The 14,175-nt window shown below is 60.7% G+C and carries 12 protein-coding genes; 6 read left to right on the top strand and 6 right to left on the bottom strand.

Annotated features, from left to right (window positions below; translation table 11 throughout):
- Positions 1-11 precede the first annotated feature (11 nt).
- The 3 genes from OCH239_RS17655 to OCH239_RS23905 form a co-directional block, all read right to left on the bottom strand.
- Complete coding sequence (locus tag OCH239_RS17655) at positions 12-779, bottom strand: sulfotransferase family 2 domain-containing protein (protein ID WP_037265593.1); 768 nt, start codon at positions 777-779, stop codon at positions 12-14.
- A gap of 110 nt (positions 780-889) precedes the next feature.
- Complete coding sequence (locus OCH239_RS22845) at positions 890-1,051, bottom strand: hypothetical protein (RefSeq protein WP_157577940.1); 162 nt, start codon at positions 1,049-1,051, stop codon at positions 890-892.
- Positions 1,052-1,055: 4 nt separating this feature from the next.
- On the bottom strand, positions 1,056-1,523 hold the full coding sequence (locus OCH239_RS23905; protein ID WP_157577941.1) for a glycosyltransferase family 4 protein: 468 nt from the start codon (positions 1,521-1,523) through the stop codon (positions 1,056-1,058).
- Between the two features lie 201 nt (positions 1,524-1,724).
- On the opposite strand from OCH239_RS23905, the gene OCH239_RS17665 reads away from it, so the two are divergent.
- The 5 genes from OCH239_RS17665 (at position 1,725) to OCH239_RS17685 (ending at position 9,719) form a co-directional block, all read left to right on the top strand.
- A complete protein-coding gene (locus tag OCH239_RS17665) occupies positions 1,725-2,288 on the top strand; it encodes a VanZ family protein (protein WP_037265599.1) in 564 nt (187 codons plus the stop codon).
- A gap of 178 nt (positions 2,289-2,466) precedes the next feature.
- Positions 2,467-3,726, top strand: a complete 1,260-nt coding sequence (locus OCH239_RS17670) for a right-handed parallel beta-helix repeat-containing protein (protein WP_037265602.1) — start codon at positions 2,467-2,469, stop codon at positions 3,724-3,726.
- 20 nt (positions 3,727-3,746) lie between these two features.
- Complete coding sequence (locus OCH239_RS17675; protein WP_037265606.1) at positions 3,747-5,072, top strand: O-antigen ligase family protein; 1,326 nt, start codon at positions 3,747-3,749, stop codon at positions 5,070-5,072.
- A 20-nt stretch (positions 5,073-5,092) separates the two neighbouring features.
- Entirely contained in the window at positions 5,093-6,172 is a 1,080-nt protein-coding gene (locus OCH239_RS17680) for an acyltransferase family protein (protein ID WP_037265609.1), read from the top strand.
- 781 nt (positions 6,173-6,953) lie between these two features.
- Complete coding sequence (locus OCH239_RS17685; protein ID WP_037265611.1) at positions 6,954-9,719, top strand: right-handed parallel beta-helix repeat-containing protein; 2,766 nt, start codon at positions 6,954-6,956, stop codon at positions 9,717-9,719.
- A 394-nt stretch (positions 9,720-10,113) separates the two neighbouring features.
- Here the strand turns inward: OCH239_RS17685 and OCH239_RS17690 are convergent, their stop codons facing one another.
- Positions 10,114-10,686: a VPLPA-CTERM sorting domain-containing protein gene (locus tag OCH239_RS17690; protein WP_084782603.1), complete on the bottom strand. Its 573-nt coding sequence runs from the start codon at positions 10,684-10,686 to the stop codon at positions 10,114-10,116.
- A 1,200-nt stretch (positions 10,687-11,886) separates the two neighbouring features.
- Between OCH239_RS17690 and OCH239_RS17695 the strand changes: the two genes are divergently transcribed.
- Complete coding sequence (locus OCH239_RS17695) at positions 11,887-12,096, top strand: hypothetical protein (protein ID WP_037265615.1); 210 nt, start codon at positions 11,887-11,889, stop codon at positions 12,094-12,096.
- A gap of 542 nt (positions 12,097-12,638) precedes the next feature.
- On the opposite strand, the gene OCH239_RS23165 is transcribed toward OCH239_RS17695, so the two are convergent.
- Both OCH239_RS23165 and OCH239_RS22290 read right to left on the bottom strand, forming a co-directional pair.
- Positions 12,639-13,070 carry a phasin family protein gene (locus OCH239_RS23165; protein WP_037265617.1) on the bottom strand — a complete coding sequence of 144 codons (432 nt, stop codon included), beginning with the start codon at positions 13,068-13,070 and terminating at the stop codon, positions 12,639-12,641.
- Positions 13,071-13,284: 214 nt separating this feature from the next.
- A partial coding sequence (locus OCH239_RS22290) for a histidine kinase dimerization/phosphoacceptor domain -containing protein (protein ID WP_280111404.1) occupies positions 13,285-14,175 on the bottom strand: 891 nt, incomplete at its 5' end.

Consider the following 14,175-nt stretch of genomic DNA (forward strand, 5'->3'; position numbering starts at 1 on the left):
GCCCGGGCCAGTCAGACGCGCTGCAGGCGGCGTCGGATCCAGCGTTTGAGGCGGAAGACCGGGCGCTGCATCGTATCCAGCGCCCGGTCGCGTTCGGCAAGGAAGGCCTCGGTGAGCTCGGGCGGTGGCGTCGACGGATCGCGCCGGTCGAGCGTGTAGCCGAACCGCTCAAAATCGGCGTCGTAGATGCGTCCGATCCGTGCGATGTCCTCCTCGGTGGGTATGGCCTTTTCGGATTTCACGTCGACCAGCATGCCGCGGGCATTCTCGGGCGTGACAGCGCGGGGGCCGTCCTTGCGCCCGGTGAGAAGGTCGCACCAGTGCACCAGGCCGTCGAGGCCGTGCTCGAGATGAAAGATGGTCGCCCCCTCGGGCACCAGCTGATCCATCGGCAGCACGTGATTGTCGTACTCGAACCGCGGCGTGCCCTTGTCCTCGAGGCCCTTCAGCCACTCCGAGAAGCTCGTCTCGTCAGGGATTCGCTTCTCGACCTCACGCTGGAAGTGATAGGTCGAGACGGTGCGCGGAACCGGGTGGCGCACCACGGCGAACATCGCGTCGAAGAACCGCGCCGGCAGCAAGGTTTCGAGCGCCCTGACATCCACGTGTTGGGGCGACGTCCGCGTCCAAGGCGTCTCGTCGGGCCTGTCGTGGTAGAAACTGTCGTAGAATCCCAACGGCCCGAACCGGTCGATGAGATAATAGGCGATGGCCGATCCGCCGCATTTGGGCACATGAGCGTAGTATACGAGCCTGTCTGCGGCCTTGAATAGGGGCACTTCTTAAACTCCTTCGCATCGTCCGGCAGGGCAGGGACAGTCAAGGGTGAGCGCGCTTGCCGGCGCTATGCACGCGGCAGCGGAGGACATTTTTCCGAAACCGCTGCCGATCACGGCATATCCCCTGCCCGGCCTTCGACCGGAGCCGGAACCCCGACCCGTCCGGAGAGGCTCGGGCTCGCGCGCAGGTCCGCCGGGTCCTGCACGGACTGCGGGAGCGTGTCTCGGTCGTCGGGATCGATGCAGAGCAAGGCGACCTCTATCTGCTCCATGCGTTCACCCGTCGCTCAGACGAGGATCAGCGGACAGGCCTTGAGCCGCCGCCTCTTGGACCACCTGCGGACCGCCCTCTTCGGGCGACAAAAGGACGAAGACGTCTGCCCGCGCGAACCAAGCGTCCACATCGTCCACATAGGCCGCGAGTTCAACCCGTTTGCTCTCAGTCCGGGCAGCACGGCGTCCGGCGACGAGAACGGCTGGATATCCGGCCCGCCAGGATCGCTCGGCCATATCGGGCAGGCTCTGTCTCGGGCAGCCACAGTCCGAGGCCATCGGAACACGGGTCGGGATCTGTCCGCTTGCGGTTTGCTGCAATATCTTCAACGCAATTCCAGCCGGTAAGCAGCGCGGACATTGCGTTCGGCCGCGGCAAAGGTAAAGTGGTTTTGTGCCGTTTTCCATCGTTTTTGCCCGAGCCCGGGGGCACCTGCCCGGCTGAGAGCCGATGGCACCACCGGACCGCATTGATCCGTCGCGCGCGCTACATATCGGCGCCGCTCCGCATGCCCCATCTGGCAGTCCGCCCGCTCCTGTTCCGCCGACCGTGTCGGAGCCCGCCGCGTGCGTTGAGCACAACTTGTGTCACGACCGCATCTGTCGTTAAGAGCGCCGCGCGATGCTTTGCCATGACATGCGATCCGTTGCGCAGGAAAGCCGGAGGCCGACATGATGATCCAGGATGTACCGCCCACCGTCTTCGGAGTTGCCGCAATCCTGTGCGCGGTCGCGGTGCTCTCGGCCCTCGCGCTGCGCGCCGGGCACTCCGAGCGACTGCCGGCCATCGGGCTTATTGCGATCTTCGCGGGCATCACCCAGCTGCCCTTGCCGCCGTCCGAGGGCCTCGATTGTAGCGACAGCGGCGAGCCGCCCCTCTTGCGGCCGCTCAGGTTCGTCGACGCCATCGGTCGGCGGCTGGAGCGGAATCTCAGCGCTCTGGAATGGCTGCGCGAACTGACGATCTCGAGCACGGCGCTGAACCTGCATGCCTGCATCGTCATCGGCGTGGCGCTCGGGCTCTGCGTCGCACGGTTCCGGGCGGCAATCCTGATCGGCGCGGCGATGTCCCTGACCGCCGAGACGGCGCAGATCACGGGGCTGTTCGGCCTTTACGACTGTACCTATCGTCAGTTCGAGGTCGACGACCTAATCCTGAACACGTCCGGCGTCGCGATCGGGTATGCTCTTGCCCGCATGATGCGGGCCGGTCGCGTCTGGAGGGCTGCCAGGTAGGGGCCCCGCCGAAGGAAACATGCGCAAAAAATTGATCATTCTGATGCCGTGAGCCTACCTTCCATCCACGTGGATTTCGATGTCCTCACGTTTTGGGGGTATATCGTATCCGGATTAGACATGCTACCGCGGCAGCGCGGCATGACAGAGAGGCCGCGGACCGGAGTTCGACAGAGAGATGGCGCGCATATCCATTCATACCTTGCGGCTCCACGTCGTCCTCCTCGCCGTCCTGACCCTGCTGGTCCTGCCCGCCGCGACCGAGACCGCCTTTACCGCACAGCACTTGAAACAGCGTTTTTCAGCCGCCGAGCCCGACTCGGTAATTCGGCTCGGGGCAGGCCTGCACGGGGCTGCGGTACTAAAGGGCGGGGGCGGCGCGCCAGGGCGCCCCGTGACCATCACCTCTGCCGATCCGGCCGACCCCGCGCGCCTTGTCGGGTTGCACCTGCAGGACGTGGCGCATGTGGTCTTCGAGGACATCGTGCTCGACTACGTCTTCCGCCCCGGCGACGACATCAAGGCGCGCCCGTTTCGCGTCAGCGCCGGCCGCGACGTCACTTTCCGCCGGGTGATCTTCGACGGCGATCTTGCACGCGGGATGGACGCAACAGCGAACGGCTTTCCGGCAGGCTTCGGGCTGAGTGTTGACGGCGCCGACGGCATCGTGGTGGAAGACAGTGAGGTCCGCGGCTTCTGGCGCGGCCTGTCCATGCGCGAAAGCCGTGGCATCGACATTCGCGGCAACGATCTGCACAGCCTGCGCATGGATGGCATGAACTTTGCCCAGATTAAGGACCTGGTGATCGAGCGCAACCGTATCCGCGATTTCGACCGCTCGCCCGACTCCGCCGACCATGCCGACATGATCCAGTTCTGGACGGCGCATACCACCGAGCCGTCGCGGAACATCATCATCCGCGGCAACCTGATGAATTCGGGCGATGGCTTCTGGACCCAGTCCATATTCATGCGCAACGATCAGGTCGATACAGGACAGGCCGGTCAGGAGATGTACTGGCGCGATGTGACGATTGAGGACAACCTGATCATCAACGCCCATGCCCACGCTATCGTGCTCGGCGCAAGCTTAGGCGCGCGGATCTCGAACAACACGCTGGTACACAACCCCGGTTCGGACGGTGATCGCAACAGCCTTGCGATGTACCGTCCTCTTCTCACTGTCTCGCCTCTGTCGCGCGATGTGGTGATCGAGGGCAACATTGCCAACGAGTTCAGGCTTCCCGAGACGCTCCCCAAAAGCTGGACAGTGCGTGACAATCTCGCCGTGCAGGACATCGCCCGGATGCAGCCCGTTCATTATTCGACAGTCTTTGTCGGCGGAGACCCCGCCGATCCGGCGGCCTATCGCCCCCTTCCCGGCGGCGTCCTCGACGGCGCGGCACTCGGCGCACCGCTTGAGCCATGGCTACGCTAAGCCGGTCAACATTCGACGACGTGGCGGACCCTCCCCTTTCGCCGGTCTTCGTTCTGGTCTTCCTGTCGCTAGTGTTTCAGGTCTCCTTCGAGATCAGCTCGCTCTACATGACGGTGTCGCGTTTGCTGCTTCTGGTGCTGACGCCGATACTGCTGGTGAAGTTCCTCTCTGGCCGGTTCGGAAAGATCCTGACGACAGACTGGCTCGTCTTCGGCTTCCTGTTCTGGTTCTCGATCAGCACGCTGAAGAACAATACGGCGGTCTTTCTGACCTTCGCAGGCTCCAACATGCTAATCCTGCTGGGCGGATATCTCATGGGCCGGGCCTATATCCGCGGACCGCGGGCGTTTCGGCAGATGATCTATCTATACGGGAGCGTGGTCGTACTGACCCTGCCTCTGGCCATCCACGAGACGATCACCAGCACCATGAGTCTGGCCCGGATGATCGACCAGGTCCCCGGCATCTCCGCCAGCATCGACGTCGACTACCCGCAGCGGCGCGGGCTCTACCGAGTGCAGGTCACCTTCCCTCACCCGATCCATTACGGGCTCTTCTGCACGATCTGCTTTGCGATGGTCGTAGTCGGGCTCAAGGATCGCATCACGACTGCCCTGCGCTGGCTCTGGGGCGGAGCCATAGCGCTGTGCTGTTTCCTGTCGGTATCCAGCGGCCCTCTCATGGGCATTATGGCGCAGATAGGGCTGATCTTTTACGCCTTCGTCACGCGCGGCGCAAAGCGACCCTGGATCTGGCTTCTGCGGTTCAGCATCGTGGGCTACGTCCTGCTTGATCTCGCCTCGACGCGCCCGGCCTATTACGCCGTTGCCGAACGGCTCGCCTTTTCGTCGGGAACCGCCTACGCGCGCAAGCTGATCCTCGAGTTCGGTACCCAGCAGATCGCTCGCACGCCGATCTTTGGGTACGGCGCAGGCAAGCGCATACCATTGCCGCACTGGATGACGGGGAGTATGGACAACCACTGGCTCCTGCTCGCCGTGGTCTACGGCGTGCCAGCCTTTGCCCTGCTGTTCGGCGCCTATGTCTACACGATCTGGAAATCGGGCCGCGCCGGGCACGAAGCCGATCCGGAAACGCGCCACTTGCAGCTCGGCTGGTCGATCGCGACCGTCGGCATCATGCTGACGATCGCAACCGTTGCCATCTGGTCGGAGATTGCCACGCTGATCTTCGTTGCGTTCGGGGCCGGGGTCTGGATGGTCGTTCCACGCGACAACACCGCTCCCCCGGTTGAAACAAAAGAAGCCGCAGGCCGCCGCGGCCTGCGTTACACCCGGTTTCCCGCCAGAACCGCAAGCATCGCGACGCGCACGCGATCGGCCTGACAAATCAGGAACTCGCCGAAATGGACAGCAACCCCGTCGCCGCTCAGAAAAAGCGCTCCTCTCTTCTGGATTGCATTCGCGCCCTGGCAGTCATCATGGTCGTGCTTTATCATATCGGGCTGCAGGCGGGCTCCGGGCTCGACCCGGTGGCCACCTGGTTCCTCCAGTACGGGCTTCTTGGGGTCGACATTTTCTTTCCGCTAAGTGGGTATCTGATTACCAGTTACCTGCTCACCCACCATAACAAACGCGACGTCGGCGTCTTCTTCATGCGTCGGTTCTTCCGTATCGTGCCGCTCTACATGGCTGCCTTGGCGATCTATGCTTTGGGTAGCATTGTCACACGGACAAACCTCGACACGTTGCACAATCTCTGGCAGAATGCAGTCTTCCTGACGGGCTGGGTGATCTTCCACGGTGACCGGGCAGAAGTGCCGTATACCATCACCTGGTCTCTCTCGGTCGAGGAATTCTCTTACATCATTCTCGGCCTCGCGGCGCTGATCCTGCGGGGAAGAATCGGTCGCATCCTGATCGCCATGACCGTGGGAGCGCTGGCCCTTCGGTTCGCGATCAACCTAGCCGGCTTCCCAAATGTCTATTTCTATCCACCCGCGCGGCTCGATTCCGTCGCGCTTGGCGGTGCGGTCGCGTGGGCGCTGCACGCCCGATGCAAGATTCTGATCCCGCTCCTCGTCACGACTGTCGCTACTTGGGGGCTGATGCAGTTCGGCCGCGTGCCGTTTCACACGCTGCTATTTCTGCTCATCACTCTCATGGCCTGTCTGGTGATCTACATCATCGTGGTCTACCTGCCGTCGATGCGCACACCACTCATCTCCGCCGTGGCGGCGATCGGGTTCTACTCTTATTTCATCTACCTGTTCCACTACTTCAACATAGTCGTCCTAGAAGTAATCCAAGAGCGATTTGGCATGGGACTGTCCTTCTGGCCGCAATCGGTTCTGGTCCTTGCGATGACCTACTTCCAGGCTTGGCTGTCCTACCGGTTCTTCGAGGGACCGCTCATAGGGTTCGGACGCCGTCTCGAAACTAAACTCGGTCCGCGTCCCGCGCCAACGTCGGCAGAAGCGTACTAAAAGGAATAGCCCCGCGAGCGGTCGCTGGGACCGGGATCGAGAGGGATGGTCCGGCGGACATGCGTCAAGGCCGGACGCCCCCGCCACTCCGAATAATAGGGGCAACCAGTCGCGCTATGACGGGAATATGCGTTTTTCCGCTCATCCCAACCCTAGAGATTCATGTCACGGGTCCTGCATGCTAACGCAGACCCATGACAATACCAGCCCTACCAAGTTGCGAGACCGATACGCGGGCAGCCCCCGATAGCTTACCAAGGCGGTGGTGCGCCGCACCGTCCTATACGCCTTCTGGCGTGGCTTAAATGCCCGCCAGCGCAAGGTGGCCATCATAAGCGACGACACCCAGCCTCGCAACTCGGACGTCAGAACCCCATCGCCCCTTACCTGCATTCAACGCCGGAGCACAGCCTTCCGCGGTAGCTGGCCCGTCGCGGTGCTCATGGGACCGCTCTGCCCCGCGCAGCGGCCGCGCGCAGATCGCCATATTGCCGGCATGATAATCGACCAGCAAGCACTCTAAAAATGTATCCAAGAATAAGAAAATACTGCCTTATGAGAGTTGGCTAAACAGAAGAAATTTATAGGGGGTGCCTTTAGAGTAAATTTCTCCAACTAAATTTGGATTATTGCCATACATAGGCGTGCTGGCTCCCACGCCAGACTCTCTGGAGAGCCTTCTAAAAGAACTTATTTCACCGCATCTTTGCCGCAGACTTCACCAAATAAAGCCACAACCGCGACTCAACGTCTGAATCAAGCTGCCTTTGAGGGACAAGAAATGTACGATCATATCAGCGTCAACGATACGGACGACCTCTTGAACGCCCTCGCATCCGCCAAAGGCGGAGAGACAATTGTTCTCTCTGGCGGAAATTATGGAGAAATGAGGCTCAAATCTGGCCTCAATATGTCCTTGAACTTCCCGGAGACCGTTACCATCAGGTCAGCCGACCCTGAAAATCCTGCCATTTTCAATATGATGAACGTCCAAGGCGCGTCGAATATCACTTTCGATGGGATTGTGTTCGATTATAAATTCTCGGAGAGAGACCCGGTCTGGACCGCTCCATTTGGAGTTTATGATAGCAACGGGATAACCTTTCGTAATTCTATCTTCGATGGAGACCTAGCAGCAGGCGTGTCGCCCGAATCCGATAGCCACGGCTACGGATCCGGCCTGATTGTTCGCAATTCCGAGAATGTGACTCTCGAAAACAACGAAGTCTACGATTTCTGGAAAGGCTTCAAGATCCGAGAGAGTGAGGGCATCACTATACGCGACAATGACATCCACTCCATGAGAGTGGACGGCATAAACTTCGTCGATGTGCAAGGCCTTTTGATCGAAGGAAACCATATTCACGATTTCCACTCCATTCCCGGGGATCACGCCGACATGATTCAGGGTTGGAACGTGGGAACCGATACGCCGTCGAGTCATGTGACCATTCGCGACAATCGACTGGATATCGGCGCGGGCGACCCTACACATTCAATTTTCCTGCGCAACTATCTCGTCGACACCGGACAGGCCGGCAAGGAGATGTATTGGCGCGACATCGCCATCGAGAACAACATGATCTCGAACGGTCATGGCCACGGCATCACGGTGGGCGCGAGCATCGGGTTGTCTATAAGCAAGAATACGGTGTTGCGTGCCGACGGGGCCGAGGCGGACACATCGGGTGAGGCCGTCGGGATCCCGCGGATTTCGGTTGCACCGCAATCTCGGAACGTGATGATCGAGCGCAATGTGACCTCCGAAATTCTCGCCGGCGGCTCGCTTGAGGGATGGAGTGTCGCGGACAATCTGCTCGTTCAGGATCAGATGGCCGATGCCGACAATCATTACAGCATGGTGTTCGTCAGCAGTACGCTGGACTCGCGCGACTTCCAGCTCCTGTCGGGTGCCTCGGTCGGCTCGACCATGTCGTCCGGCGACGGTCCGAGGTACCACGCCTCGCCTGACGCCGAGAATTTGGCTGCCATGCATTTCGATGCCACCTACAGCACTTTGGGCGGAGCGCCGCTGCCGACGGGTACCGAATATTTCTGGACCTTCGGTGACGGCACCACGGCCACGGGCGCGGTTGCCCATCACGTCTTCAACGACCGCGGCACCTACACTGTCGGATTGTCGGTCCAGCTGCCTGACGGGCGCAGCTGGGCTGTCGAGCATGAGCACGCAGTAAGCGGGCCCGAACTCGCGGTCTACGACGGCAGCATCCTGAAAATCGCGTTGGACAGCGGGATAATCGCCACCGATCCCGCCGGGCACGGAACCGACGGTATCGATCTTGACACCCAAGGGGCTGCCCTGACGATCCCCCGCGACGCTCTTCCGCCCCTGTTCGGAGCGGAGGAATTCGCTCTGGCGATTGAGGTGAACCTTGATGCGGCCGGAGGTACGCTGTTCCGCCTAGGCCACGACCTGAACGCCTATTTCACCGAAGATGGCGAGTTGATAGTCAAAGTTGTCACCGATGCGGGGGCGGCGGCACTGGACAGCAGTGGGGTCTCTCTTGCTGACGGGGCGTCCCATTCCATCGCGCTGGAGCTCAAGGATGGCCTCCTATCGCTGTTGATCGACGGAACGAAAGCTGACTCTGCGCGTCTCGACGGGACACTTGCTAGCAGCCGCTTCGATTTTACTCTGGGCTCGCCCTGGCACACCAATGCCGATGGCATCGTCTCGGCCTTCTCGCTCACCACCCAGGAAAGCGCCTACGACTTCGGGGCGACGCCGCTCGAAACCATAGGAGCCGACGCCGCTCCGGAGACCAGCGAGACGCAAAACATAACGAGACCGAACGAGACCGCTCTGGAAGACGAAGCTTCGATCATGCCGTCTGAAAACATGGACACGGGCTCTTCCGAGATCGGCTGGAAGGACGCGCTCGCGACCTCGATGCCAGATGAGAAGACTTGGCAGCAGGTTCTGGACTTCGACACAGAATCGGCCTTCATCGCGTATTCCGAAGGAGGCCCCCGACAACTCGATACCGGGACGGTTGACAGGGGAGTTGGGCTAGAGCTCGGCGGCCCTGGAATCTCCAGCCAGATTTCCTACGATCTTATCAAGGACATGATGGAAGCCGATGCGTTTCACCTATCGATGGAAGTGCGCTCGGAGGACGACGACAGCAGCGGGGACCTCGTCCATTTCAGCGGTGTATTCTCAGTGTATATCAAGTCGGACGGGAACCTGATGATACGCATCCTCGACGAGGATGGCATCGTTTCGCGACACAGCACGGGAGAACTGGACCTGAGCGACACGGAAACGCAGGAGATCGAAATACTCTATTTCGATCGGACGCTTGCAGTGGAGGTCAACGGCGAGATGGAGATCGAGATGCTCATCGAGGCCGGCCTAGCGAGTGGCAATTCAGCCGGCGCCTTCTTCGGAAACCCGTGGGGGAGGGAGAATTTCGACGGAGTGCTGGAAGATCTCGATGCCCATTTCCTAGCAGCCGATCCCAGCCTCCTGCGCGACGACGCCGTCGGCATGGAGATTTCCGGCCAAGATCTCTTCGGAATCTGAGCCCGCGTAACCTGCCTGCCCCAAATCTTCCATTTGGCCGCAACAAACGCGATTGACTACCGCGCCTGCCCTTCCCCCTGGATTCAGCGCTAGGCCGATGCCCATGTCGGTTGGACCCGAGAGACACATCCCGGCCGGTCCCGCACAGATTTTCCGGCTGTCTCAATGTCGAGATCGATGAAGAGCCTACAATAAATTTCAGCCGCTATCGGACAAAACATCCACCGTTACGATCTCTTGATCTTGAACCTGCAGTCCCGCGGCCGAAAGACCGTCCAGCCAGGGATCAGCAGCCTGGCCCTTGAGGAACGCAAGCAACCCCAAGGCACTGGCATGAAAAAGGGCGCCCCCGTCGGGGAGCGCCCTTCTTGTTCTGTCGCCGATCCGTTGTGGATCAGGCCGCCTTGCGGCGACGGCGGGACGCAACGCCAAGCGCACCGAGGCCACCGATCAGCAGAAGACCACCTGCGGGCAGCGGGACCGCCGCCACAGTGAAGGCTGCGAGGTCGTAACCGTCACCGGTCCGGTTACCCGGCACGATCGTGGTGTCGGTGAAGCGGATGGCATCGAAGCTGCCCGCAAAGTTGATCGTCGAAACCGCGCTGGTGTTGCTCACCGAACCAAGGAGTTCAAACATCCCGGTACTGGTGTTGCGACCAAACACGTCAGCGGTTTCGGTGTAGTAGCGCTCACGACCGTTGGTCACTTCGAGCGCGGTCAGCGGACCGGTGAAGTTCGGAGCAATCTCGAACTCTGCGGTGCCACCGAGCCCGAGCGAAAAAAAGTCATTTCCCACGCTCTCACCGAGCTCAACCACGCTGAGATCGCGGCGGTCATCGGTTCCGCAGGTTACGCTGGTGCCACTGCCCAGTTCGCAATCTGCGGTTCTGTTTGTGATCGTCAGCGCACTGGCCGCGCTGCTCATCGCAACCGTCGTCACAGCGGCCATCAAAAGCTTATTAAGCATAATGGTTCCTCATATCCAAACACCGCGAACGAATCGAACACTACGTAAACGCCCCGGTTAAAGGATTCAAATAGGGGAGTGCCACATTTCTGTCCACATCTGGCCACAGAAAAACGCTCTGTTTCCAGCAATATACACCCTTTAATGGCATTTTGATGGCACCTGGTCTCGATTAAGTTGAGTCAGATGCAAGACAGGATCGGCAAGGACGACTCCGTTTCCCCCCGTGCCCTACATCATGCGCATACCAACGACCGAAAATGGCGCGCCCCTTACCAAAAACAAAAAACCGCCCTTTCACAAATTGATCCGCCATGGCGCGCGTCACGCAGCAGAGCCGAGGCTTCTCCTCGACAAGCCTTCTTCTGCCAGGACAAGCGGCCCCTTGGACATGGGGACAAGTGAGCCAGGCGGATCGCAGGACACAGACCCTGCCACAATACCCGCCGTGCCGCTGCCGCCAGCTGGCACGATGTTCCTGGCAGCGATGGGTCTTCTGGGATGGCTCGGGTGGCGGCGTCCTCTGACGCTCAGCAGGCGCGGATTCCCGCAGCGATCAGCTCCGCGCTACGCTGTTTATAAAGCCCGTTGATGCGGTAGCGGGCAACATTCAGATACCACGCGCGCACCGGCTGCGGATAATGCGCCGCAACAAGCCGCGAGACCTTTTCGAAGGTGACCTCATCGAGGGGCCGCCCCGGCGCGAGGGACCGTGGAAGCCGAAGATTGTTTGCGGCGCGACACGCAGGCGCCCGGCAGCATCGTACAGCTCGACATTCAGACATCTCCGGTAATCCGGACTTCCACACCCTCCTGCCGCAAGCTGCGAACCTCGCGCATGCGCTCGGCGACGCCGCCACCCCGATCGTCTGAGATCACCGCACGGGAGCCTCTACAGCCGCAGCCGCAGTCGACGGGGCGCCCCATGCCGCGATCAGACAGGCGCGAGCATCAGGATTCCAAAGCCATTGATCAACTTGAAGTTGCCTTTATCGATGATATCTCATATTAGTGTTATGATGATAACTTGCCATTCTTGACGAGGATAAGGTGATGTTCACCCAGAATTGAGGTCAATTTTGTGCGGAATCCCGGGTGTTACCCCAAGCCACACGCACCCGCGCCACATTTTTGCCGCAACTCTGAGATGTCCTATGATGGGCCGACGGTCCTGAGCTGCAGGTTAATAGGAGAGCCACATTGGGTTTCATCATTGTCTTCGCTGCTGCGATTCCGGCCTATCTTGCCGGAGGAGCTGCATTGCTGATGGGGGCAGGATGGCTCATGGCTCTGGCGGTGCTGTCGGGCACCGGGCTCGCGCTGGCGATCATTTTCACTCTCATTGCCCTCACACTCGATGCGCTGCGCCGCCCCCAGAATGAGGAAGAATTGGCTCAGCCCGTGCGCTAACGCAAAAGCACGCCCATAAGAGCCCCGCCCCATTGCCAGCCACCTGCCCTTAAGCAGACTCCGGCAAAACCGTATCACCCAAACCTACAGAAAACCGCTTTCCGTCGGGGGTGATGGTCACGTTACCTCACCCTCTTCAAGGTGCTGGCTCCATCGACGCAGCACGGTCGCGACCAAGATTGGCCGCCGATCGGAATCCGGCATGGGATAATGTCCCCTACCCCCTTGGCCCGTGGCGGGACTGACGTTCCCGGTTCGGAGGTGATCTCGGGGAAGCAGGCACACGTCCCCTGGGGCGGTTTGCGCCCTAAAAGTGACACCGCAGGCAGTGCTGAAGCTGTCCAAGACGCTTGAGGGGCCGATCCACGGGCGCCATCAAGGCCGCCCGACAAGATCCTCAGACGTGACTGCTTTCGGTCTGGATGGCCACGGTCTTGCGCAGCAGGGATGTCCAACCTGCATCTTGGCAAGCTCGGACAGCAAAACGGCGGGCCCTCAAGGACCCGCCGTTCATCGTTGATCTTGGTGTTGGGCCTGTGGCCTCACGCGGCCTTGTTGGCTGCCGAGGTCGCCTTGTCTGCGGCGCCTTGCACGTTTGCAGCGGCTTTCTGGCCCATGTCCTCACCGGCTTTGGACGCCAGCTCGGTGGCTTCGGTCGCCGTGTTCTGGCTCACGGTGGCGAAGGCCTGCGCCGTGCGCATGAAGAGATCCATCTGCTTCTGCGCGAAGTCGCTATACGCCTTGCCGTAATCGGCCGGCTCATCGCGGACCTGAGCCACCTCACGGAGGTTCGAGAACGCTTCCTTGGCGGTGCCGTTCGCGATGTCGGTCGAACGTGTCGCGGCATCCGTGGTGATCGCGGTCATGCGCTCAGCCGTCTGGCCCCAGGTCTTGAAGAGGTCCTGATAGCCCTTCGGATCAAACAGGTTCTGCATGTCGTTGGCTGCGGATTTGGTGTTCTGCTTCGTGGCCATGTCGGGTCTCCTTCCAGAGAAGATGATGTCTCGGTGGCGCCCTCTTGCGCCTCTGAAGCTCAGGTAATGCTGCAGTGCAGCATTTTCAAGGGATCGTTCCGATTGTGGGTAGATTTCCGCGATCGAGATCACCCTGGTGGGGGTTCTGTGTGAGCGCGCCTGAGCTGCTGGGCTGTGATTGGCATCAAACCGCGGCAGGATGTCCGGGACGGCGCTACGGGTGCGCGTCTCGACGGCCCCAATACAGCCCATTGCCAACCGATCTGGATACTTGCCTGGGGGAGTGGAGACGTGCCGCTACAATTGCGGCGCAAACCGTAGGGTTGCGAGGACCCCATCTCCGCTGTTGCGCAGGTCGAGGTCGCTTTCGAGCTCCATACAGACGACCTCGGCGATCTGCATTCCCAGTCCGAGTGGTTGAAGTGACGTCTGGAAAGCCGACCCCGGTATCCATGCAGACCAGTTCGCCGAGATCACGTTTCACGTCATGCAACCGCACACGGACGACACCTTTTTCGCCATCGGGGAAACCGTGCTTGTAGAAATTGGCGATAAGCTCGTTGAGATAGGTGCCCACCGCCGCAGCCTGCTGAGGCGACACGGCAACCGGCACCGCCTCGAGCTCGAGCGTGACACCTTCGGGCGCAACGCTCGCAAGATGCCCGCATATCTTCTCAATGAACGCCCCGAGATCCACAGATTGATGCTTATCGGTCTGATAGAGCTGCTCATGCAGGTGAGTGAGCGCGTCGATACGCGTTCCCACCATCGACAGCGCCAGCTTGGCATCCTCCGACGCGAAGGCCCGACGCTGCAAGCGGATGAAGGACGAGAGCGACTGAAGGGAGTTCTTGACCCTGTGGTCGACTTCCCGGCGGAGCACATCGGCGGTGCGAAGGGCTCTCCGGGCCTCGAGAAGCACCATGACCTGGCGGGATAACACGCGAAGTGTGTCCCGTTGCAGGGACGTGAGCTCCCCGGGTTCATAGTCGAGGGCGCACAGAGTGCCGAGGGGCAGCCCGTCCTCCGTCCTCAGCGGGGCGCCTGCGTAGAACCGCAGGCCGGGCTCGCCGCAGCAGAGCGGATTATCCTGCATCCGCGGATC

Source organism: Roseivivax halodurans JCM 10272 (assembly GCF_000521785.1).
GTDB lineage: Bacteria > Pseudomonadota > Alphaproteobacteria > Rhodobacterales > Rhodobacteraceae > Roseivivax > Roseivivax halodurans.